Origin of the sequence: Pseudomonas khavaziana, assembly GCF_036704165.1 — a bacterium.
Taxonomy (GTDB): domain Bacteria; phylum Pseudomonadota; class Gammaproteobacteria; order Pseudomonadales; family Pseudomonadaceae; genus Aquipseudomonas; species Aquipseudomonas khavaziana.
Genome location: NZ_CP129946.1, coordinates 4,527,022 through 4,547,499, shown reverse-complemented (window position 1 = coordinate 4,547,499; position 20,478 = coordinate 4,527,022). Strand labels below are relative to the sequence as shown.

The 20,478-nt window shown below is 60.2% G+C and carries 23 protein-coding genes; 12 read left to right on the top strand and 11 right to left on the bottom strand.

The genetic code is table 11. The features are described from left to right. Position 1 precedes the first annotated feature (1 nt). Entirely contained in the window at positions 2-898 is an 897-nt protein-coding gene (locus tag QYQ93_RS20205) for a LysR family transcriptional regulator (RefSeq protein WP_043049803.1), read from the bottom strand. 111 nt (positions 899-1,009) lie between these two features. Here QYQ93_RS20205 and QYQ93_RS20200 point away from each other — a divergent pair, with 111 nt between their 5' ends. From QYQ93_RS20200 to QYQ93_RS20190, 3 genes are read left to right on the top strand one after another with little or no spacing between them, the layout of a single operon-like run. Beyond that, complete coding sequence (locus QYQ93_RS20200; RefSeq protein ID WP_043049802.1) at positions 1,010-2,302, top strand: CitMHS family transporter; 1,293 nt, start codon at positions 1,010-1,012, stop codon at positions 2,300-2,302. Position 2,303: 1 nt separating this feature from the next. Next, a complete protein-coding gene (locus tag QYQ93_RS20195; protein WP_338475353.1) occupies positions 2,304-3,629 on the top strand; it encodes an acyclic terpene utilization AtuA family protein in 1,326 nt (441 codons plus the stop codon). Continuing rightward, positions 3,626-3,946 (top strand): AtuA-related protein, encoded by a 321-nt coding sequence (locus QYQ93_RS20190; protein ID WP_043049800.1) that lies wholly within the window; start codon positions 3,626-3,628, stop codon positions 3,944-3,946. The genes QYQ93_RS20195 and QYQ93_RS20190 overlap by 4 nt, the downstream gene beginning before the upstream one ends. Before the next feature lie 120 nt (positions 3,947-4,066). Here QYQ93_RS20190 and QYQ93_RS20185 read toward each other — a convergent pair whose 3' ends face one another. The 5 genes from QYQ93_RS20185 to QYQ93_RS20165 form a co-directional block, all read right to left on the bottom strand. Continuing rightward, positions 4,067-4,438 carry a glutathione S-transferase N-terminal domain-containing protein gene (locus QYQ93_RS20185; RefSeq protein ID WP_338475352.1) on the bottom strand — a complete coding sequence of 124 codons (372 nt, stop codon included), beginning with the start codon at positions 4,436-4,438 and terminating at the stop codon, positions 4,067-4,069. Between the two features lie 101 nt (positions 4,439-4,539). Beyond that, the gene (gene folE / locus QYQ93_RS20180; RefSeq protein ID WP_043051833.1) at positions 4,540-5,085 is read right to left on the bottom strand and encodes a GTP cyclohydrolase I FolE; all 546 of its coding nucleotides are present in this window, start codon (positions 5,083-5,085) and stop codon (positions 4,540-4,542) included. Between the two features lie 77 nt (positions 5,086-5,162). Continuing rightward, the gene (locus QYQ93_RS20175; RefSeq protein ID WP_043051834.1) at positions 5,163-5,720 is read right to left on the bottom strand and encodes a Smr/MutS family protein; all 558 of its coding nucleotides are present in this window, start codon (positions 5,718-5,720) and stop codon (positions 5,163-5,165) included. A 75-nt stretch (positions 5,721-5,795) separates the two neighbouring features. Continuing rightward, entirely contained in the window at positions 5,796-6,116 is a 321-nt protein-coding gene (locus QYQ93_RS20170) for a hypothetical protein (protein ID WP_043051835.1), read from the bottom strand. A 135-nt stretch (positions 6,117-6,251) separates the two neighbouring features. After that, the gene (locus QYQ93_RS20165) at positions 6,252-6,842 is read right to left on the bottom strand and encodes a cysteine hydrolase family protein (RefSeq protein ID WP_338475351.1); all 591 of its coding nucleotides are present in this window, start codon (positions 6,840-6,842) and stop codon (positions 6,252-6,254) included. A gap of 241 nt (positions 6,843-7,083) precedes the next feature. Here QYQ93_RS20165 and prmB point away from each other — a divergent pair, with 241 nt between their 5' ends. Next, positions 7,084-7,992: a 50S ribosomal protein L3 N(5)-glutamine methyltransferase gene (gene prmB / locus QYQ93_RS20160; RefSeq protein WP_338475350.1), complete on the top strand. Its 909-nt coding sequence runs from the start codon at positions 7,084-7,086 to the stop codon at positions 7,990-7,992. 294 nt (positions 7,993-8,286) lie between these two features. Here prmB and QYQ93_RS20155 read toward each other — a convergent pair whose 3' ends face one another. The 3 genes from QYQ93_RS20155 to QYQ93_RS20145 form a co-directional block, all read right to left on the bottom strand. Continuing rightward, positions 8,287-8,652 carry a hypothetical protein gene (locus tag QYQ93_RS20155; RefSeq protein WP_338475349.1) on the bottom strand — a complete coding sequence of 122 codons (366 nt, stop codon included), beginning with the start codon at positions 8,650-8,652 and terminating at the stop codon, positions 8,287-8,289. Positions 8,653-9,122: 470 nt separating this feature from the next. Then, positions 9,123-9,926 (bottom strand): hypothetical protein, encoded by an 804-nt coding sequence (locus QYQ93_RS20150; RefSeq protein ID WP_338475348.1) that lies wholly within the window; start codon positions 9,924-9,926, stop codon positions 9,123-9,125. 99 nt (positions 9,927-10,025) lie between these two features. Then, positions 10,026-10,988 (bottom strand): alpha/beta hydrolase, encoded by a 963-nt coding sequence (locus tag QYQ93_RS20145; protein ID WP_043047641.1) that lies wholly within the window; start codon positions 10,986-10,988, stop codon positions 10,026-10,028. Between the two features lie 143 nt (positions 10,989-11,131). On the opposite strand from QYQ93_RS20145, the gene aroC reads away from it, so the two are divergent. The 4 genes from aroC (at position 11,132) to QYQ93_RS20125 (ending at position 14,453) form a co-directional block, all read left to right on the top strand. Next, entirely contained in the window at positions 11,132-12,223 is a 1,092-nt protein-coding gene (gene aroC, locus QYQ93_RS20140; RefSeq protein WP_043047640.1) for a chorismate synthase, read from the top strand. Positions 12,224-12,281: 58 nt separating this feature from the next. Next, entirely contained in the window at positions 12,282-13,445 is a 1,164-nt protein-coding gene (locus QYQ93_RS20135; protein ID WP_338475347.1) for an MFS transporter, read from the top strand. Further along, positions 13,442-13,972: an acireductone dioxygenase gene (locus tag QYQ93_RS20130; protein ID WP_338475346.1), complete on the top strand. Its 531-nt coding sequence runs from the start codon at positions 13,442-13,444 to the stop codon at positions 13,970-13,972. Before QYQ93_RS20135 ends, QYQ93_RS20130 begins: the two co-directional genes overlap by 4 nt. A 211-nt stretch (positions 13,973-14,183) precedes the next feature. Then, positions 14,184-14,453 (top strand): response regulator transcription factor, encoded by a 270-nt coding sequence (locus QYQ93_RS20125; RefSeq protein WP_043047637.1) that lies wholly within the window; start codon positions 14,184-14,186, stop codon positions 14,451-14,453. A gap of 58 nt (positions 14,454-14,511) precedes the next feature. Here the strand turns inward: QYQ93_RS20125 and QYQ93_RS20120 are convergent, their stop codons facing one another. After that, the gene (locus QYQ93_RS20120) at positions 14,512-14,790 is read right to left on the bottom strand and encodes a DUF3509 domain-containing protein (protein WP_003172952.1); all 279 of its coding nucleotides are present in this window, start codon (positions 14,788-14,790) and stop codon (positions 14,512-14,514) included. A 402-nt stretch (positions 14,791-15,192) separates the two neighbouring features. Between QYQ93_RS20120 and QYQ93_RS20115 the strand changes: the two genes are divergently transcribed. The 4 genes from QYQ93_RS20115 to QYQ93_RS20100 all read left to right on the top strand — a co-directional run bounded on the left by QYQ93_RS20115 (position 15,193) and on the right by QYQ93_RS20100 (position 18,472). Next, positions 15,193-17,019, top strand: coding sequence for a long-chain-acyl-CoA synthetase (locus QYQ93_RS20115; RefSeq protein WP_338475345.1), 1,827 nt, complete (start codon positions 15,193-15,195; stop codon positions 17,017-17,019). Positions 17,020-17,125: 106 nt separating this feature from the next. Beyond that, positions 17,126-17,641, top strand: a complete 516-nt coding sequence (locus QYQ93_RS20110; protein ID WP_046071865.1) for an ankyrin repeat domain-containing protein — start codon at positions 17,126-17,128, stop codon at positions 17,639-17,641. Between the two features lie 40 nt (positions 17,642-17,681). Further along, positions 17,682-18,212 (top strand): hypothetical protein, encoded by a 531-nt coding sequence (locus tag QYQ93_RS20105; protein ID WP_338475344.1) that lies wholly within the window; start codon positions 17,682-17,684, stop codon positions 18,210-18,212. A gap of 68 nt (positions 18,213-18,280) precedes the next feature. Continuing rightward, positions 18,281-18,472: a PLDc N-terminal domain-containing protein gene (locus QYQ93_RS20100; RefSeq protein WP_003172956.1), complete on the top strand. Its 192-nt coding sequence runs from the start codon at positions 18,281-18,283 to the stop codon at positions 18,470-18,472. 170 nt (positions 18,473-18,642) lie between these two features. Here the strand turns inward: QYQ93_RS20100 and QYQ93_RS20095 are convergent, their stop codons facing one another. Then, a complete protein-coding gene (locus QYQ93_RS20095; protein ID WP_338475343.1) occupies positions 18,643-19,947 on the bottom strand; it encodes an MFS transporter in 1,305 nt (434 codons plus the stop codon). Between the last annotated feature and the right edge of the window lie 531 nt (positions 19,948-20,478).

Here is a 20,478-nt window from a genome sequence, read left to right as displayed (position 1 = left end):
TTCAGCGCAGCGGCGTATCGGATAATTCTTCATTGAGCAGCTCAAAGCAGCGTTGTGCTGCCGGGCTCAACGTCATCCCACTGCGACTGATCAAACCAATCTCTCGATTTACCCCGGGGTGCTTGATGTCGATCCGCTTCAGCCCTTCCAGGCTGTCTGCCGCTGACTCCGGCAGCACGCTGATTCCCAGCCCCTGGCGCACCAATGCCAATACCGTCGACATGTAGTTGGCCTCCATGCCCGCGTTCAGCGTCAATCGGGTCTCGTCAAACAGGGCGTCCACCTGTTCGCGCACGCTGCTGTCGCGTCCGGTAAGGATGATCGGCTGCTCTGCCAGTTGCTCCAGGGTCAGTGAGCGATAGCGCGTCAGCCGATGGTCCAGTGGCACAAACGCACACAAGCGGTCATTCAGCACCGGCACAAATTCCAGGCCATGACTCAAGCGCGCACGTACCCCAATGCCGAAATCCACCTCGCCATTGCGCACCTGGGCATGAATGCGATGGGCCACCAAGTCATGCAGGCGCACTTCAATGCCGGCAAAGCGCTGGCGAAACTGGCGCAAGGCCGGAGGCAGGGCGCCGGCGCATACCGAAGGCAGGGCGGCGATCGTCACCACGCCCCGGCGCAGGGCGGCCAGGTCGCGGGAGCCGGTGACGATGTTGTCCAGGTCCAGCAGCAGTTTTTCCATGGGCCCGCGCGCCTCCTGGCCGGCAGCGGTAATACTCACGTGGCGTGGGCTGCGGTCGAGCAGGGCGACGCCGAGCCAGTCTTCCAGTTGTTGCACCTGCACGGTCAGGGCCGACGGCGACAGATGCAGCTCATTCGCGGCCTTGGTGAAACTGCCGGTGCGGGCAACGGCGAGGAAAGCCTGAATGTGCTGGATCGAGTTTTTCATTCTGTTTTTCCGAACGTGCTAGGCCGAATATTCCAATTTACAAAGACTAACCCGCTTCCAATACTCCAGGGAAAACAATAACCGGCCAACCAGGCCGTCCTGGAGTAACCCATGCTCGCAACCCTGGGTGTCATCACCATCCTCTGCCTGCTCGCTGCCGTCATGAGCAAGCGCCTCTCACCGCTGGTGGCCCTGATCGCCTTGCCGATCATCGCCGCGCTGCTCGGTGGGTTCGGCCTGCAGACCAGTGCCTTCATCATTACCGGGATCAAGAACGTCGCCCCCGTGGTCGGCATGTTTGTCTTCGCAATCCTGTTTTTCGGGATCATGACCGACGCCGGCATGCTTGACCCCATCATTGATCGCATCCTGCGCACGGTAGGCACGCGTCCCACAAGGATTGTGGTCGGTACCGCGACCTTGGCGTTGCTGGTGCACTTGGACGGCTCTGGTGCGGTGACCTTTCTAGTGACGGTGCCGGCGATGCTGCCGTTGTATACGCGGCTGGGCATCGACAAGCGCATTCTCGCCTGCGTTTGCGCAATGGCGGCGGGGGTCAACTTCCTGCCCTGGACCGGGCCGGTACTGCGCTCGTCGGCGGCCCTGCATGTGCCTGTCGCTGACCTGTTCCAGCCGTTGATTCCGGTGCAGATCGTCGGGCTGATCTTCGTCTTCGCCTGTGCCTGGTGGCTGGGCCATCGTGAAGAAAAGCGCCTCGGCCTGGGCGCCGGCTCCACGGTAGATGCAGTGCCGCAGCGGGTACTCAGCGATGACGATATCAAGCTGCGCCGCCCACGGCTGTTTTGGGTCAACCTGCTCCTGACCGTACTGGTGATGGTGGTGATGATCGCCGGTTGGGTCGACCCGGTGGTGATGTTCATGCTCGGCACCGTGATCGCGCTGTGTATCAATTACCCCAACGTCGACGCCCAGCGTGCACGCATCGACGCCCATGCGAAAACCGCGCTGACGATGGCCAGTATCCTGCTCGCCGCCGGGGTGTTCACCGGCATCATGCAAGGCACCGGCATGCTCAAGGCCATCGCCGAAGTCGCGGTGGCGCAGATTCCGGCGGGTCACGGCAAGTTGATCCCGGCAGTGGTGGGCTTTTTATCCATGCCCTTGAGCATGTTGTTTGATCCCGATTCCTATTATTTCGGTGTGATGCCGGTGATCGCCGAAGTCGGCAAAGCCTTGGGCGTCGACCCCCTGCAAGTGGCCCAGGCCTCGTTGCTGGGCGTGCACACCACTGGTTTCCCGGTCAGCCCGCTGACCCCCGCGACCTTCCTGCTGGTGGGCCTGTGCAAGATCGAGCTGGCCGATCACCAGCGCTTCACCATTCCTTTCCTGTTTGCCGCGTCGGTGTTGATGACCCTGACGGCATTGCTCCTGGGAGTGTTTTGAAATGAAAACCTTGCGTATCGGTTCTGGAGCCGGCTACTCCGGCGACCGTATCGAACCCGCCGTGGAATTGGCCGAACAGGGGGATTTGGATTACCTGGTGTTCGAGTGCCTGGCCGAACGCACCATTGCCCTGGCGCAGCAGGTGCGTATCAGCGACCCGCAGGGCGGTTACGACCCGTTGCTGGGTGAGCGCATGCGCCGGGTCTTGCCCTTCGTCGGACGGCTTGCAGGGCGTCGCCGCTTGCGCGTAATCACCAATATGGGCGCGGCCAACCCGCTGGCGGCTGCCATTGAAGTACGGCGTATTGCCGCCGAACTCGGCCTTGGCCTCAAGGTGGTGGCCGTGGTGGGCGATGATGTACTGCACGCCTTACCTGGCGAGCAGTTGCTGGATAACGGCCAGACCGTCGCGTCCCTCGGCGAGCGCCTGATTTCCGCGAATGCCTACCTGGGGGTGGAGGGCATTCTTGAGGCGCTGCGCGTCGACGCTGATGTGGTGATCACCGGGCGTGTGGCCGACCCTTCGTTGTTCCTGGCGCCGCAGATGTTTGAGTTTGGCTGGGCCGCTGATGATTGGCAGCGTCTGGGTCGCGGCACTTTGGTTGGGCATTTGCTCGAATGTGCCGGGCAGGTCAGTGGCGGTTATTTTGCCGACCCGGGTTTCAAGGACGTCGATGACCTGGCGCGCCTGGGCTTTCCGCTGGCTGAAGTGGATGCGGACGGCCACGCCTTGATCACCAAAGTCGCAGGCTCCGGGGGGCGGGTCAGCCGGGCCACATGCGCCGAGCAGTTGATCTACGAAGTGCATGACCCTGCCGCTTATTTGACCCCTGATGTGACCGCCGATTTTTCCCAGGTTGGGTTTGTGGAGGAGAACGTGGACCGAGTGCGTGTCCAGGGCGCTGATGGCCGTGCGCGGCCTGAACAATTGAAGGTCAGCGTCGGTTATCTGGATGGCTGGATCGGTGAGGGACAGATGTCCTACGGCGGTCCGGGGGCTGTCGCACGGGCGCAGCTGGCACGAGACGTTGTACTCAAACGTCTGGAATTGATGGGCGTGAAGATGCAGGAGGTGCGCGCCGAATTGATCGGCATAGACGCGCTGCACGGCCAGCGCAGCAGTGTTGAACCCTGGGAAGTACGTCTGCGGGTGGCGGCCCGTTGTGAGGAACGCAGTGAAGCCGTGCGCGTCGGCAATGAAGTGGAAACCCTCTATACCAACGGCCCTAGCGGTGGTGGAGGGGCGAGCAAGAACGTGCGCCAGGTGGTGGCGGTAGCCTCGTTATTGCTGCCCCGAGAGTCGGTCAAGGTGAGGATTGAAGTATGAAACTGCACACGTTGGCCCATTCCCGCACCGGGGATAAGGGCGACACGTCGAACATTTCCATCATTGCTTATCGCGCCGAGGATTATCCGTTGCTGTGTGAACAGTTGACTGCTGAGCGCGTGGCCGAGTTCTTTGCCGGTTTACGTGAACTTGATGCGCCGCCGGTACGGCGTTATGAGCTGCCGAGCGTGCAGGGGCTGAACTTCGTTCTGCCGGGAATCCTGCGCGGCGGCGTGACACGCTCACTGGCCTTGGATGCCCACGGTAAGTGCCTGGGCTCGGCACTGCTGGATCTGGACCTGATAACACCGACCTGATTTCTGTAGGAGCGAGCTTGCTCGCGAAAAACGTCAACGATAACGCGTGCTTCCTGAGTAAACGCAGTGCCTGTGAGTTTTTCGCGAGCAAACTCGCTCCTACATTGACCGCAGCGTGCTTCAGATCGCAGCGAAGCGCTTGTCCAGGTAATCGATGATCACCTTGGAGTCATACATCCAGGTAGTCTGGCCGTTCTCTTCGATGCGCAGGCACGGCACCTTGATTTTGCCACCTTGCTCCAGCAGAGTCTGGCGGTCCTGCTCGTTGTTCTTCGCGTCTTTGAGGGCGACCGGCACGTTGAGGCGATGCAGGGTACGGCGGGTCTTGACGCAAAACGGGCAGGCGTGGAACTGATACAGCGTCAGGCTCTTGGCCGCTTCGTTCACTTGCGCCTGTTGTTCGGCGGGGCGCTGTTTTTTGCGTGGGCGGGTCAGGAAATCGCCGGCGATGATGATTTGGCCGAGGCCCACTCGAAGTGCTTTGACGAACATGGCTGTTACCTCTTGCCCATAACTGAGGGGGCGCAGCTTACCTGATTTCTGCAGGCGAAAAAAAACCGGCGATGAACGCCGGTTTTTTTACTACTCGCCCGTTACTTGATCAGGCTGAGGAATTCACTGCGGGTAGCTGCGTTGTCGCGGAATTCACCGAGCATCACCGACGTGATCATCGACGAATTCTGTTTCTCCACACCGCGCATCATCATGCACATGTGCTTGGCCTCGATCACTACGGCCACGCCCAGGGCACCGGTCACTTCCAGTACGGCATCGGCGATCTGGCGGCTGAGGTTTTCCTGGATCTGCAGGCGACGCGCATACATGTCGACAATCCGTGCGACCTTCGACAGGCCCAGCACTTTGCCGCTTGGGATATAGGCGACGTGAGCCTTGCCGATAAACGGCAGCAGATGGTGCTCGCACAACGAGTACAGCTCGATGTCCTTGACCAGCACCATTTCGCTGTTGTCGGAGCTGAACAAGGCACCGTTGGTGACTTCTTCAAGCGTCTGTGCATAACCGCGGCAGAGGTACTGCATCGCCTTGGCGGCACGCTTTGGCGTGTCGAGCAGACCCTCGCGGGAGACGTCCTCGCCGAGTTGGCCGAGAATCTCTGTGTAATTCTGTTCCAGGGACATGAAACTACCTGTGGGATTTTCGCAAAGCGCAAGGTTACGGTGACGGACACATCGCTGCAAGCCTGACGACGGTCTTGTTACTCGTCGCGCCCCTCCAGCATGGTGCGCTTGAGCATCACATACACCGCGCCGGCACCACCATGGCGGGGCTGGCAGGAGGTAAAGCCGAGCACCTGGGCATGCTGGCGCAGCCAGGTGTTGACGTGACTCTTGATCATCGGTCGCTTGCCGTCCAGCCGTACAGCCTTGCCGTGGGTAACGCGCACGCAACGGATTTCGAAACGGGTGGCTTCGGCGAGGAAAGCCCACAGGGTTTCCCGGGCTTTTTCCACGTTCATGCCGTGCAAATCGAGACTGCCTTCGAACGGGATCTGGCCGGTCTTGAGCTTGCGTATCTGGCTTTCCTGCACGCCGTCGCGGGCCCACATCAGCTCATCTTCGGGGCCGACGTCAATCACGAACTGGTCCGACAGGCCATCTACCGTGGTGGCATCGGTGCGCACGGTCGCGGCCTGGCGCAGCTTGGCAATCTGCGCCCGGTCAGACTTGGGTTTGCCGGTGTCGGCGCGGTCGTGCTTGATCGGCTTGACGCCGCGCAGCTCGTTTTTGAACAGGGAAAAGTCGTCGTCTTGCATGTCAGCCTCCGCGAAGGGCGGGCAGTTTACCTAAATCGCGGCGGCCAGGGCGCAGCAAATACTATCCAAGCGCCATCAGTCGTGCTTTTTCATCAGGTGCGAGGCGATATTCAACGACAACGGCTGGCGCATCCGCCGACGGCTGCGGCGCCACAGCCATACACCCAGCCATATTACGAGCAGGCCAATCACTAACAGGATCGCCGAGCCGCCCGGGCTGGCATTCAGTTCGCCCAGTGCCGGTGAATGCCCAAACAGGCCGGCGCCACCAGCGCCTGCCAACAATAAACCAACCAGCGCCAGCAACGCGGCAATGCCCGCAACCAGGCGCAGACGCCAATTGCTCGGGCCCTTGGGGCGCAAGCGACGAGCATCAAAACCATCGGATATCTTCATTCCGACCTTTCCTCCAGGGTATCGGCCCTTCGACCGGAAGATACACAGGTTGTTCCTGTACCCGAGGTAAATGCGCCAAATGAGAGGGCTTTGCGGATGAGCGGCGCAGTCAATACGCCGCTCATTGGGGAGTGATCAGATCAGATCTTTGGTCAAGGCGAGGGTGGCGAAGTTGTCGGCCATGATCGCCATTTCGGTCTGCTGTACGTGCTCGGCACTCAGGATGCCGCCCTTGTAAGGCAGGTCGCGGGTGGCACAGGCGTCTTCCACCAGGGTGCAGCGAAAGCCCAGGTTCTTGGCCGCCCGCACGGTGGTACTGACACTGGAGTGGCTCATGAAGCCGCAGACGATCAGATCCAGAGAGCCAAGGTCCTGCAGGTATTTTTCCAGGCCGGTGCCGTGGAAGGCGCTGGGCAGCAGCTTGCCGATGATGGTTTCGTCACCCTCAGGCTCCAGGCCCGGAATGAACTCGCCACGCTCGCCCTGGGGGTCGAACAGGCCTCCGACGGTGCCCAGGTGGCGCACATGCACGATCGGGCGCCCGGCGTTACGTGCCGCCGCCGACAGTTGCTTGATATGCTCGACAGCCGCGTCCATGCCCGAAAGGGCGAGGGGGCCGCTGAGGTATTCCTTCTGGGCGTCGATGATCACGAGGGTCGCATGATTGAGGTTGGCTGCTGCGTAACCGCGACCGCTGAGTTGAAACATCGTCTTTGGAACGGACATTCTGGGGGCTCCTGTGAGTGGGGCTTTTGCGACATTGTCCACTGGCTGAGCGCTTCTGTGAATCGCTACCATCGTAAGGTACGCCGTTGCTGGCGTGCAGCCATGTCAAGAGGTGGGCCTGTTTAACACAAAGTGGGCTAATTGGATGAAATCCGACGTACGGGGCCGGGGTTTTCGTACATCGTCGGTACAGGTGAAGGCTGTTAGAATCGCCAGTCGTTTTTTCCAGGAGTCTGCCCCCGTGATCACTTCCCGCCTGCGCACCTTGCGCGACCACATCCGTTGGGCTGTCAGCCGTTTCCATGGGGAAGACCTGTTTTTCGGCCATGGTACCGACAACGCCTGGGACGAAGCCCGGCAATTGGTGCTCGGCGCCTTGCACCTGCCATGGGAAATTGCCGACAGCTACCTGGATTGCAACCTGGAAGAAGAGGAAATCTCCCATGTGCAGCGCTTGCTGCATCGGCGTATCCATGAGCGTGTGCCTACCGCCTACCTGTTGAAAGAAGCCTGGTTCTGCGGCCTGTCGTTTATCGTCGATGAACGCGTGTTGATCCCGCGTTCACCGATTGGCGAGTTGATCGAAAACCGCTTTGAACCCTGGCTGGCACAGCCACCTGCACGCATCCTCGACCTGTGCACCGGCTCCGGTTGCATTGGCATTGCCTGTGCCTATGAGTTCCAGGACGCCGAAGTGGTGCTGGGTGATTTGTCTTTCGAAGCGCTGGAGGTGGCGAATCAGAATATCGAGCGCCACGGCGTCGACGAGCGCGTTTACACCGTGCAAGGTGATGGTTTCGACGGCCTGCCTGGCCAGCGTTTCGACCTGATTGTGTCCAATCCGCCCTACGTGGATGCCGAGGATTTCGCCGACATGCCCGATGAGTACCAGCACGAGCCGGAACTGGGCCTGGCCTGCGGTGACGACGGCCTGAACCTGGTGCGCCGGATGCTGGCCGAAGCGGCCGATCACCTGACCGAGAAGGGGTTGCTGATTGTCGAAGTGGGCAACAGCCAGGTGCATGTTGAAGCGCTGTACCCGGAAGTGGATTTCGCCTGGCTGGATTTCCAGCGCGGCGGGCATGGGGTGTTCATGTTGACGGCTGGGCAGTGCCGCCAACATCAGGCCATTTTCGCTGCCAGGGTTTAACCCAGGTTTAACTGAAGAGACTGGGCCAATGTGGGAGGGGGCTTGCTCCCGATCGGGAGTGTCAGTAGATGCATTGCTAACTGACACACCGCTATCGGGGGCAAGCCTCCTCTTATCAAACTTCAAGTAATCTACTGATTTTAAAGAGTTAAATTTTAGTCTCAACGCCGGATATTTTGGAGGCGGCCCAGGTTGCTGCGCGACGGCGCCACGTCGACGATGTGACCGGGTTGTTGGGTTGTTGGGGCGAGTACATATCCGTTGCTTAGGTAACGGCTACTATAGGTTCCGCTTTTACAGCGGCTCACTTTTGAACAGCGCAAAAGTAAGCAAAACGCTCTTGCCCCACCACTCGGCACCTCGCCCAGGCTCGGTGTGCCCTCTCTCCGGCTTGAAGCCGTGGGCCGCCGTCATGGGCCATCCTTGGCCCAGGACGGCTAACCCGGCGTCCTGCCGGGTTACCCACGGCTTCAAGCCTGCGTTCGGCCAGCGTGGTTTAACGGGGCGCCTGAGATCAAGATCAAGAGCGACTCGCTGCGCGTCGCAGATACGCTGGCGGTGCTTCTGCTTTTCTGTAGGAGCGAGCTTGCTCGCGAAAAACCTGAGAACGCCGAGTTCTTTCTGGTTTCCCGCGTCATCGTTAACCACCTTCGCGGGCAAGCCCGCTCCCACAGGGGTACGCGCAAGCTTCAACGATCAGGTCGGCTATAAGGCCGCCTCGCTGTGTTTTTGATCTTAGGCGCCCCGTTAAACCACGCTGGCCGGAATTCGACAGGGATTTGGGGGGTAAACCGGCAGGGATGCCGGTTTAGCCGCCCCGCGCCATGGATGGCGCGTGGCGGCGGCCCCCCAAATCAATGTCGGATTACGGGCACACCGAGCCTGGGCGAGGTGCCGAGTGGTGGGGCAAGAGCCTTTTGGTTACTTTTGGGCTCTTTTCAAAAGTGACCCGCTGTAAAAGCGGAACCAATAGTGGCCGTAACCTAAATAACGGATATGTACTCGGTCTGATCCAACATCCCGGTCGGCTGTCAGGCCGCCACGGGAGCAAGCTCCCTAGTTTGCTGCGCGACAGTGTCACATCGAAGATGTGGTGGGGACTCCCACATTTGTAATTGCATTCCAGTCTGCTACCGGTGTGTGGCAATCCAGATCAACAACCCCGCCTGAAACACCGTAAACGCCACCAGGCAGGTAATGGTAAAGCGCAGCCCGCTGTCCTCACGCTTGAACTTGGTGACTTTTTCCTCTTCCTTGCGCAGCTTCACTTCCTGTTCCATCAGGTTCTGCTCGGCCTGTTGCAGCATCTGCGCCGCTTCCAGGATCTCCACGAACTGCACCTTCTCGGTGTTCCAGCTATCCAGAACGTCGCCGACCTTGCCTGGCTGAACATTGCCTTTGAGGTGCTGCACATCGGCGTAGGCCACATCAAAGCCCTGGATACGCAGGAAGTGATCGCGACGCAGGCGCGTGGCTTCGTTGAGGGCGTCCTTGTTGGCCAGGTCGACGCCATCGACGCGGTAGTGTGACCATTTCTTCTTTGCCCATGCCGCTGCCTGGGCGACGAGGAAGCGGCCTAGACCACGGTTGGCGGGTTCGATTTCGAGGCTGTTGCCTGGGCCGAAGTGCACGCGTTGTTTATCGTGATCGACCCAGATATCCAAGTGATTCTGCTCGCGGCGCACCCGTTGGCCTGGCAACTGAATGACCATGCGCAGCAAGCTGTGATGTTTGTCATGGCGCTCGGCATAGCCGAACTGCACGAAGCGCAACGGCCGGGCGCCGGTGGCGCGGTCGGTGGCCAGGGGCGCCAGACGCAGCATCTTGAAATGTTCGGCGTGGACGTCCGCCCACGGCAGGGCCGGCGCCACGACGGCCTCGGGCCCAGTCGGGGTGTCGGCAGTCGATTCGGGTGTTGCTTCGGTGGTTGTCATGCGGCGCGATCCTGTCCAAGCCCGGCGAGCCGACAGTCTTTTTACTGTCGACCCAGGGCTTATCGGCCGTTTTTCCCAGGACTGGAGGCCAATAGTCGCTTAACGGGGTTGAAGTCCGTCGATAAAGCCGACGATGCGCTGGCCCAGCTCAGCGGCGAGGGGCAGTTTCGGGTCGTTGTAGGACGCCAGTTGCTGCTTCACGTTGTTGGGCACGATGCGCATCACGTGGTTCATGCCTTCGATCACCGTCAGCTGCGCGTCGGGCTTGGCCTCTTTGAGTTGCCGGGCATCTGCTACACCGACCTGGATGTCGTTGGTGCCCTGGATGATCAACGCCGGCATGCTCAGCTTGGCGAAGGCGGCCGACGGGTCGGCGCGGAACAGGCTGATCAGGTAAGGCTGCACGCTCGGCCGGAAAATGCCCTCCAGCGGACGCGGCACGTCGGCGTCCACCTGGCCGGCCTTGAGGTGGTCGAGGATTTGATTACTGCGCAGTAGCAGGGCGGGGGGTAAGTGATCAGCCAGTTGCTGGCGAATTACCTGGTCCACCGGGCGGGCGCTGCCGGACAAGGAAATGACCCCGGCCGGCGCCAGTTGCGGGGCGGCGAGTGCCGCCACCAGGGCGCCTTCGCTATGGCCCAGCACGATCAACGGGCCCATGCGCGGGTCGGCCTTGAGTAACTTGCCCCAGGCCACGGCGTCGGACACGTAGGCGTCGAGCGTCAGGTTGCGCTCATCCGGCGTGGCCGCCAGGCTCGCGGCCACGCCGCGCTTGTCGTAGCGCACGCTGGCGATGTTGTGCCGGGCAAGTACCCAGGCCAGGCGCTTGAGGCTGTCATTGCGGGCGCCGTCGGCGCTGTTGCCATTGCGGTCGGTGGGGCCGGAGCCGGCGATGATCAGCACCACCGGCACCGGTTTGTCGGACTGCGGTAACAGCAACGAGCCAAATAGCTCGCCGCTGCCGGTGTCCAGGCTGATCGGGCGTTGCAGTACGACAGGGGAGGCGGCCTGGGCCACAGTGGTCAACAGGGTGAGGGTGAACAGTAAAACTCGCAGCATCATCGCGCCATCATCAGAGAGGTGCCGGTTGGACCAACGTCTACCGGTAAGGTTTCGAGGATGAACTAGTCGGTTAGCCTGCGTATACTGGCCGTCTTAAGTTATTACGGTTGACTTGATTCAACTGATTTCACGGAGCGCCCTGCATGTCCGGCAATACCTTCGGCAAATTGTTCACCGTCACCACCGCGGGCGAAAGCCATGGCCCGGCGTTGGTCGCCATTGTCGACGGCTGCCCGCCAGGCCTGGAGCTGAGCCTTGACGACCTGCAGCATGACCTCAACCGCCGCAAGCCCGGTACCAGCCGCCACACCACCCAGCGCCAGGAACCGGACGAGGTCGAAATCCTCTCCGGGGTCTTCGAAGGTCGCACCACCGGCTGCGCCATTGGCCTGTTGATTCGCAACACCGACCAGAAGTCCAAGGACTACTCGGCGATCAAGGACCTGTTCCGCCCGTCCCACGCCGATTACACCTACCATCACAAATACGGCGAGCGCGACTACCGTGGCGGTGGCCGCAGCTCGGCGCGGGAAACTGCAATGCGTGTGGCTGCCGGCGCCATCGCCAAGAAATACCTGGCCACCCAGGGCATCGTCATCCGTGGCTACATGAGCCAGCTGGGCCCGATTGAAATCCCGTTCAAGAGCTGGGACAGCGTGCAAGACAACGCCTTCTTCTGCCCCGACCCGGACAAGGTGCCGGAACTGGAAGCCTACATGGACCAGTTGCGCCGCGACCAGGACTCCGTCGGCGCCAAGATCACCGTGGTGGCCGAAGGGGTTAAACCGGGCCTGGGCGAGCCGATCTTCGACCGCCTCGACGCCGAGCTGGCCCACGCACTGATGAGCATCAACGCGGTGAAGGGTGTGGAAATCGGCGCCGGCTTTGCCTGCGTCGCCCAACGCGGTACCGAGCATCGCGATGAGCTGACCCCTGAAGGTTTCCTCAGCAATAACGCGGGCGGTATCCTCGGCGGTATTTCCTCCGGTCAGCCGATCGTGGCGCACCTGGCGCTCAAGGCGACCTCGAGCATTACCACGCCGGGCCGCTCGATCGATGTACACGGCAACCCGGTGGACGTGATCACCAAGGGCCGCCACGACCCGTGCGTCGGTATCCGCGCCACGCCGATTGCCGAGGCCATGATGGCCATCGTGCTGATGGACCACCTGCTGCGCAACCGTGGTCAAAATGCCGATGTGCGCGTGAGTACCCCGGTACTGGGCCAGTTGTGACGGTGCGTGGCGACGAGCGAGCCTGCTCGCGCTGGGCTGCGAAGCCGCCACCCCTGAAATGACCCCACCACTCCCGTACTGGCGCCTCTCCAGCTTCTACCTGTTCTACTTCGCCCTGCTGGGGGCGACAGCGCCGTTCCTGGCGCTGTACTTCGATCACCTGGGGTTCTCCAGTGCGCGCATCGGCGAGCTGGTGGCCATCCCCATGCTGATGCGCTGCGTGGCGCCTAACCTGTGGGGCTGGATCGGCGACTACACCGGCCGGCGCCTGGCCATCGTGCGGTTTGGCGCGGTGTGCACCCTGGTCAGTTTCTGCCTGATCTTCGTCAGCAAGACCTACGCCTGGCTGGCGATGGTCATGGCCCTGCACGCGTTCTTCTGGCATGCGGTGCTGCCGCAGTTTGAAGTCATCACCCTGGCTCACCTGCACAAGCAGACCTCGCGCTACAGCCAGGTCCGCCTGTGGGGCTCGATTGGTTTTATCCTCACCGTGGTGATCATGGGGCGGCTGTTCGACTGGCTGAGCCTGGATATCTACCCGGTGGTGGTCGTGGTGATCATGGCCGGCATCATTGGTGCCAGCCTGTGGGTGCCGAACGCGCAGCCCACCAGCCACGGCAAGCGCCTGGCCGGAGACGGTTTCCTCAAGCAACTACGCAGTCCCGGGGTGTTGGCGTTTTATGCCTGCGTGGCGCTGATGCAAATGAGCCATGGCCCGTACTACACCTTCCTGACCCTGCACCTGGAACACTTGGGCTACAGCCGTGGTGTGATCGGCCTGTTGTGGGCGCTGGGGGTGGTGGCGGAGGTGCTGATGTTCCTGGCCATGAGCCGCATCCTTGCGCGTTTTTCCGTGCGTCGGGTGCTATTGGCAAGTTTTCTGCTGGCGGCGCTGCGCTGGCTGCTGCTGGGTTCATTCGCCGAGTTTTTCTGGGTGCTGCTTCTGGCGCAGCTGCTGCATGCTGCCACGTTCGGCAGCTTTCACGCGGCGGCAATTGCCTTTGTGCAACGCAGTTTCGGTGACCGCCAGCAAGGCCAGGGCCAGGCGCTGTACGCGGCATTGGCCGGCACGGGCGGCGCCCTTGGTGCCCTGTATTCCGGCTATAGCTGGAACCTGTTGGGGCCGACCCTGACGTTCAGTATCGCCAGCGCCGCGGCCCTGGCTGCCGCCATTATCATTGGCCTTCGATTGCAAGAGCCGAACCAAGGAACCATGCCATGAGTTATGTAGCCGTCTACCCCATCGCCACTGCAGATACCCCGAACAAGGTGCTCACCCATATCGATGATATCCAGTCGACCCTGGCCGAGCACGGCGTGCGCTTTGAGCGCTGGCAGCCCAGCCCGGTCGGGAAGGGCTCCAGTGATGTTGAAATGATCGAGGCGTACCGGGCGCAGATCGATGCCCTCGGCTACGCCGCCGTGGAAGTGATTCGCGTAGAGAATGACCATCCACAGAAGGATGAGTTGCGCACCCAGGGCCTGGCCGAACGAACCTACAGTGAAGATCACGTACGCTTCTTCGTCGCCGGCCAGGGGCTGTTCACTCTCCATATAGACGATTATGTGTACGGCGTGCGCTGTGAGAAACATGACCTGCTGATCATCCCGGCAGGTCTACCCCACTGGTTCGATATGGGCGAGAACCCGCACTGTGTAACGCTGCGATTGTTCGACACCGCTCAAGGCGCAGTCGCGCAATGCACCGGCGACGATATCGCCGCTCGTTTCCCGAAATTGGACGACTAAGCATAAAAAATTGAATGTTCAACCCAGGCAAGTTGGAATTTGCTGTGGGAAGAAACTTAATTAGTTGTAGGGCGAAGCTGTTTATTCTGTGCTTTACGCTTTCACTCCATTCGTTATGTAACTCTCTGTTCCGCGTCAATGTTTAAGCCATCTGTCAATAGGAGGAATCCGAAAGGTGGCAGCGCATCAGCAGATATCAAAGGAGAGAGCAATGAATGGCCCAGAGCAGACATATCGCCCGTTGGTGATCGTACCCACGGCTGTCAGGAAACGTCTGAGCTTGTCTGGCAAGCCCCTGACGCCGACGGAGCTGGAAATCCTGCGGTGGGCCTCAGAGGGCAAGACCGTCTGGGAGATCAGCCAGATTCGCGCCACCTCCGAAGCCACAGTGAAATTCCATCTGCGCAATATCTACGGCAAGCTGGATGTCACCAACCGTGTGCAGGCGATGAATGAAGCCTCCCGCCAGGGCTTGTGTTGAAGGCATAAAAAAGGGCCGCGACGCGCAAAAGCGCCGCGACCCTTTTCATGTCGATGTCTTAAGCCGAATGGTAAGTCGGCAGCGCAAAGCGGTTCTGGCTTTGCAGCATCGAAATCTGTGGCAGCTCACTGGCTTGTTCGGCCAGGTCGCGGCGAATGGCGCTGATTACCCAGGTCAGTTGATCAGCGGTGTGCAGCTGCTGGTAAGAGATCGAACGCTTGACCTGCTTACCTTCGCTGTTGCGCAGGGTCAACAGGATGCCGCCGTCTGGACGTGGTTGGGTGGTGACGTCGTAGTTGGAGAATACTGAAGCGAATTTATCTTGGATCAGGCTCATGTCTATCAGCTCCGTTGGCTCAAGTTGGCAAGCATGGAGTGATAGGTGCAGTGATTGTGCCAGTATTGTCCGTCTTAAAAAAACGTTATAAATCAGCTAGTTATAAATTTTCGCAGTTTTCATTTCCGTGCATTTTGCATGAAGGCCCATCGTGCATCCTGCATTTTGCGCTATCGGGTCGAGCAATTTTCACGCTGTGCCGTTTGCCCTTCACACTATTGACCACGATTTTTCCCAGAAAATTCCATCACCAATGGTCACCGTTGCCTGGGATACAAAACTTTTCAAATCCTGCGTGTACAGCCAAAGAATGGCTGACGTATTTTCCTGCGAGCCATTCGGCGAATTCCCATGGGGCCGTCGATGTTTCTGGACCAGACCAAGAATAAGAAAAGGGACGCCATGAGCCATCTGCAAAACGACCTCATCACCTGGAGCATGATGCTGCGCAAGGTGCCTGCTATCGTTCGAGCGCTGCCGCGAGTGGTGCGCGGCATGCGCGCTGCCAATGTCACTGACCCCAGGCAACCTTGCGGCTTGGGCTGGCATTTCGAGCAAGCCGCCGTGCGCAATCCTGACGGCGATGCCTTGCTGTACGCTGACAGCGCGATCAGCTATCGCGACGCCAATCAGCATGCCAATCGCATCGCCCACTACCTGCAGGCCCAAGGCATTCGCAAGGGTGACGTGGTGGCGCTGTTTATCGAGAACCGTCCCGAGTTGCTGTTGAGCGTGTTGGCCGTGGCCAAGCTGGGGGGCATCTGCGCCATGCTCAACACCTCGCAAACCCTGGCGCCACTGGAGCACAGCCTGACGTTGGTCAGCCCGGCAGCCATCGTGGTAGGCGCGGAGCTGTTGAGCGCCTATGCGGCAGTGCGCGACCAGATCGGGATCCCGGCCGAACGAACCTGGTTCGTCGCGGAACAGCCCGGCAGTGCGACACCCGCAGGCTATATCGACCTGATGGCCGCCAGCGCCGACGGCCCGGTAGACAACCCGGCGAGCTCCGCGCAGGTTTTCTTCAACGACCCCTGCTTCTATATCTACACGTCCGGCACTACCGGCTTGCCCAAGGCCGGCATCATGAAACACGGGCGCTGGACCAAGACCGCCGTGAGCTTCGGCAGCATCGCTCTGGACATGGGCCCGCAGGACGTCCTCTATTGCACCTTGCCGCTGTACCACGCCACCGGCCTGTGTGTGTGCTGGGGTTCGGCGATTATTGGCGCGTCCGGTTTCGCCATCCGGCGCAAGTTCAGTGCCAGCCAGTTCTGGGACGATGCGCGCAGGTTCAACGCGACCACCCTTGGCTACGTCGGCGAGTTGTGCCGCTACTTGCTCGACCAGCCACCCAGCGAGCAGGATCGCGATAACCGCGTGACCAAGATGGTCGGCAATGGCCTGCGCCCCGGTGTGTGGGCAACGTTCAAGCAGCGTTATGGGGTCGAGCATATCTGCGAACTGTATGCCGCCAGTGACGGCAATATCGGTTTCACCAATGTGCTGAATTTCGACAACACCATTGGCTTTTGCCTGCAGCATTGGGCGCTGGTGGATTACGCCCACGACACGGGTGAGCCGCTGCGCGGCAGCGACGGGTTCATGCACAGGGTCGCCACTGGCGGCCAGGGCCTGTTGCTGGCGCGAATCGATGAGAAATCGCCTTTCGATGGCTATACCGACCCCGCAAAGAACCGCAAGGTGGTGCTCACTGACGTGTTCAAAAAGGGCGACCGCTATTTCAATACCGGCGATCTGGTGCGTAGCATTGGCTTTGGCCACGCGCAGTTTGTCGATCGCCTGGGCGACACCTATCGCTGGAAGGGCGAAAACGTCTCGACCACCGAAGTGGAAAACGTCCTGCTGCAACACCCGCAGATCGCCGAGGTGGTGGCCTACGGTGTCGAGATCGAAAACACCAATGGTCGTGCAGGTATGGTCGCCATCACCCCCAGCGAGTCCCTGGCCGCCCTGGATATGCGTGAATTGCTGCAATTCGCCCACGGCCAGTTGCCACATTACGCGGTGCCACTATTTCTGCGGATCAAGGTGAAGATGGAAACCACCGGTACCTTCAAGTACCAGAAAGTGAAGCTTAGGGAGGAAGCATTCGACCCGGGCAAGGCCGGCAATGATCCGGTCTACGCCTGGTTGCCGGGCACTGACAGTTACGTGCCCGTCACTGGGCAATTGCTGGTACAGATTCAGGGCGGACACTTCCGTTATTGATTCTGGCTATGACGGCTTTTGACAAAAAAGCCATGACACGGGGGAACTCCCTCGCGACACTGAGCGCCTTATTCAGTTACATAAGCCGTCTCAGCAAGGAGCCCCCATGTCAGACCAGCCCAAACAAATGACCGAAGACGAAGCTGCCGAATTTGCCGAGCAGGTCTTCGACGTGGCCCGCCGTGGCGACGCCGCCATGCTCGCGGCGTTGTTGGCCAAGGGTTTGCCAGCCAACTTCCGTAATCACAATGGCGACACCTTATTGATGCTCGCGGCCTACCACGGCCACCCCGAGGCGGTAAAAGTATTGCTGGAGTTCAAGGCCGACCCCTTGATCGCCAATGACAAGAACCAGTTGCCGATTGCCGGCGCGGCGTTCAAAGGCAACCTGCCGGTGGTGCAGGCGCTGATCGACGGCGGCACGCCGGTTGAGGCGGCGTCGTCGGACGGGCGTACCGCGTTGATGATGGCGGCGATGTTCAACCGCGTTGAGATGGTTGATTACCTGCTCAGCAAGGGCGCAAATCCCAAGGCCACCGATGCACAGGGTGCCACTGCGCTGGCGGCGGCGAAGACCATGGGCGCGGTGGATACGGCGGCGCAGTTGCAGAAACTGGTGTAGGCTACGCGCCCTCGAAAACTCGCCCGCCATAGGATCGCCCATGAAAACCGCCCTCGTCGAACTCATCAGCAAAATCAGCGCCGGCGTCATGGGCGACGACGAGGTCGCGCGCATCGCCGATGAAGCGGCCCAGGCCTACGCGGACCCGGCGGCGTTCCTGGCGGCCAACCCGGATATCAACTACGACGACAGCTTCCCGATCCCACTGGGTGAATGGGTGGTGGTCGGTAGCCTGCCGGACACGGTGTTGTTCCAGGCCGATACCTATGTCGACCTGTTTGCCCAGATCGTCGCGTCGTTCGGCCCGGGCGTGGCGTTCAACCTCAAGCCCAAGCAATTGGCCAAGGCCGAAGACCTGACTGCGCTGAACCGTATCCAGATCCAGATGAGTGCCCTGAGCCCTGAAGACGGCGGTTATGTGCTGATGAACTTCAGCCAGTTGCTGGACGACGAGATCCAGGCGGTACTGGTGTTCGGCAATGACCTGCCACGGGTGCTGGAGTTGTGCGCCGAAGTCGGCATCAAGGCCGAGCCGTCCCTGGAAGCCTTGAAGATTGCCGTACACGTCTGAAAATAAAACGGAACCCCCGCCAGGCCTGGCTATCCTACAAGGGCATGCCCTCACTTAGGAGCGACACCATGGGTTCCACTTTTAATGGCCTGATTGGCCTGATCATCCTCGCGCTGGATATCTGGGCGATCATCAACGTGTTCAAAAGCGGCGCGAGCACGGGCGCCAAGGTGCTGTGGATCTTGTTGATCCTGTTGTTGCCGGTACTGGGCCTGATCATCTGGGCGATTGCCGGGCCACGCGGTAACGTGCGGATCTGAAGCCGCGTCAGAGACGGTTCACCGAGGCTGGGCCTACGGTGCGTCTGATGCACCGCAGGCGCAGCCGCGTTGCTGGCAGTCAGGCTGGCTGCGACAGACGGGCCAGCGCTCTGCGCAAACCTTCTACCGTGTTTGCATCCCGCGGGTTCTGTGGGTAATGACGAGGCGCATCAGCGCGCGAACGCTGCCGGGTATTTGTCCTGGTAGGCATCGTTCAGTTGCGTGTCCTGGGTGCGCATGAACGTTTTGAAGTCGGGTACCAGAAACACCAGCAATGACAACAGCAGCACCATGAAGCCCAGCAGGGTGATGGTCAGCGCGACGCCCAGATGGGCGATCAGGCTGGTCATCGCGAAACTGCCCAGGGGGCTTGCCGCGGCAGAGAGAAACGACACCGTGGCAAAGATCCGGTTGCGATGGAGCTTGGGGGTTGCCAGTAACCTCACGGCCGAGGTGGGGATGTTGATCAGCATCAGGCCGACGCCGCCGCAGAAAAACGCCACTGGCACCAGCAACGACGAAGACACGGTGCCGACCACCACCAGGTTGAACCCCAATAACGCAAAACCTGCCGATACACATAAGTCGCGGGGGATGCGTTCGGATAACCAGCCGATGATCTTGTAGCTGCCCGCCAGAATCCCCAGCCCGAAGCAGGAGTCCAGAAGACCGATGTAAGTGACCGGATAGTGGATCACGTCTTTGACGTAGAGTGGCAGCAGAATGGTGAAAAAGGGAAACAAGGCAAAGTTGATCAGCATCGCGACAATGGCCAGGTAAAATTCCACCTTCACGCCGTACACCACCTTGAAGCCGGAATAGATCATGCGCCAGCCGCTGGCGGCCGGGGCAGTGTCGCTGTGGCTGGTGGCGCCGACGGGGTTGGGTATGGTCGCAATCAGCGCCCCGGCGAAGAGAATCGCGACAAAATCGGCGGCAAACGCAAGTGTGACACCGAACCCATAGATCAACCCACTGGCCAAGACGGGCCCCAGCAGGTTCGAAAAGGACGACATCATGCTTTTGGTGCGAAAGGCCAGGGAGACTTTATCGTCGTGTGCAAATAAAGGAATGATCGACGCCTGGAGCGGATCACGTACGCCCACGATCGCACTGCTGATCATCATCAGCGCGCCCACCGTCCAGGGGTTGAAAGACCCCGTGGCAGACAGCGCCACCATCAGTAAGGCGGTGAGCAAACTGAGCCAGGAAGCCAGCTTGATGATCAGGATCTTGTTGTACTTGTCCCCCAGCCACCCCAGCAGGGGTTTGGCAAATACCTCGGCTGCGATGGAACAGGCAATCATATTGGCAAAATAGACTGCAGACCCGGTTTCCTGCAACGCCCACCAGGCCACCGCCAATTGATTGCAGCGCCCCCCCAGCACCATCAGCAAAAAGCTGAATTGCACTTTCAGCAGACGCCGGTCGATGCCGGGAAAACCCCAGGTGATGCCTGAAGAGTTGGCACTCATTGAGGCGCCTTTGATCCGCAGAGGATGCCTGCGCAATCAGCGGCGCCTTCGACGTGCTGGTGATACAGGGCGGTGGCAAAATCAGGTTGCAGATAAGTGGGCATTCTGTTTTACCGTCTTCGTCCATGGTTTCAGTTTAAGAAAATCGATCAAGTCCAGGCTTTTTATTCTGTAGGCCGAAAAGTTGGCCTGGGTGATTTGCTGCAGGTCCAGTCGACTCATGACCCCCATAATGTGGACGACTGCGCTGGGTAAGTCACTGGTGTAATTGACGGGATCACCGCGTGAGAATGACCGGGCAGTTCGCATTTTGTGTATCGAGATATTCGCTGCACAGAATTTTCACATTCCATCCAAGACAATTCGCCGGCTTTATTCGCCTGGCGAGGCTCTATCCCTGGGGCTTCTAAAGACCCAGCATCGTTGCACGTTCAGTAATTAATAGCCTTGCCGGCCTTGATCGGGCACCATTTGTGCCGCCGCGTTAACCGCCTACCCCAGCCAGCCTGGGCGAGGGACGGACGCCACTGC

What these genes read in the sequence shown, in the direction of transcription:
- QYQ93_RS20170 (WP_043051835.1), bottom strand. Translation starts at nt 6,116, where the DNA reads ATGAAGATATCCGATGGTTTTGATGCTCGTCGCTTGCGCCCCAAGGGC.
- QYQ93_RS20200 (WP_043049802.1), top strand. Translation starts at nt 1,010, where the DNA reads ATGCTCGCAACCCTGGGTGTCATCACCATCCTCTGCCTGCTCGCTGCC.
- QYQ93_RS20110 (WP_046071865.1), top strand. Translation starts at nt 17,126, where the DNA reads ATGTCAGACCAGCCCAAACAAATGACCGAAGACGAAGCTGCCGAATTT.
- QYQ93_RS20115 (WP_338475345.1), top strand. Translation starts at nt 15,193, where the DNA reads ATGAGCCATCTGCAAAACGACCTCATCACCTGGAGCATGATGCTGCGC.
- QYQ93_RS20145 (WP_043047641.1), bottom strand. Translation starts at nt 10,988, where the DNA reads ATGATGCTGCGAGTTTTACTGTTCACCCTCACCCTGTTGACCACTGTG.
- QYQ93_RS20185 (WP_338475352.1), bottom strand. Translation starts at nt 4,438, where the DNA reads ATGTTCGTCAAAGCACTTCGAGTGGGCCTCGGCCAAATCATCATCGCC.
- QYQ93_RS20150 (WP_338475348.1), bottom strand. Translation starts at nt 9,926, where the DNA reads ATGACAACCACCGAAGCAACACCCGAATCGACTGCCGACACCCCGACT.
- QYQ93_RS20195 (WP_338475353.1), top strand. Translation starts at nt 2,304, where the DNA reads ATGAAAACCTTGCGTATCGGTTCTGGAGCCGGCTACTCCGGCGACCGT.
- QYQ93_RS20205 (WP_043049803.1), bottom strand. Translation starts at nt 898, where the DNA reads ATGAAAAACTCGATCCAGCACATTCAGGCTTTCCTCGCCGTTGCCCGC.
- QYQ93_RS20100 (WP_003172956.1), top strand. Translation starts at nt 18,281, where the DNA reads ATGGGTTCCACTTTTAATGGCCTGATTGGCCTGATCATCCTCGCGCTG.
- aroC (WP_043047640.1), top strand. Translation starts at nt 11,132, where the DNA reads ATGTCCGGCAATACCTTCGGCAAATTGTTCACCGTCACCACCGCGGGC.
- folE (WP_043051833.1), bottom strand. Translation starts at nt 5,085, where the DNA reads ATGTCCCTGGAACAGAATTACACAGAGATTCTCGGCCAACTCGGCGAG.
- QYQ93_RS20125 (WP_043047637.1), top strand. Translation starts at nt 14,184, where the DNA reads ATGAATGGCCCAGAGCAGACATATCGCCCGTTGGTGATCGTACCCACG.
- QYQ93_RS20095 (WP_338475343.1), bottom strand. Translation starts at nt 19,947, where the DNA reads ATGAGTGCCAACTCTTCAGGCATCACCTGGGGTTTTCCCGGCATCGAC.
- QYQ93_RS20175 (WP_043051834.1), bottom strand. Translation starts at nt 5,720, where the DNA reads ATGCAAGACGACGACTTTTCCCTGTTCAAAAACGAGCTGCGCGGCGTC.
- QYQ93_RS20105 (WP_338475344.1), top strand. Translation starts at nt 17,682, where the DNA reads ATGAAAACCGCCCTCGTCGAACTCATCAGCAAAATCAGCGCCGGCGTC.
- QYQ93_RS20130 (WP_338475346.1), top strand. Translation starts at nt 13,442, where the DNA reads ATGAGTTATGTAGCCGTCTACCCCATCGCCACTGCAGATACCCCGAAC.
- QYQ93_RS20135 (WP_338475347.1), top strand. Translation starts at nt 12,282, where the DNA reads ATGACCCCACCACTCCCGTACTGGCGCCTCTCCAGCTTCTACCTGTTC.
- QYQ93_RS20120 (WP_003172952.1), bottom strand. Translation starts at nt 14,790, where the DNA reads ATGAGCCTGATCCAAGATAAATTCGCTTCAGTATTCTCCAACTACGAC.
- QYQ93_RS20190 (WP_043049800.1), top strand. Translation starts at nt 3,626, where the DNA reads ATGAAACTGCACACGTTGGCCCATTCCCGCACCGGGGATAAGGGCGAC.
- QYQ93_RS20165 (WP_338475351.1), bottom strand. Translation starts at nt 6,842, where the DNA reads ATGTCCGTTCCAAAGACGATGTTTCAACTCAGCGGTCGCGGTTACGCA.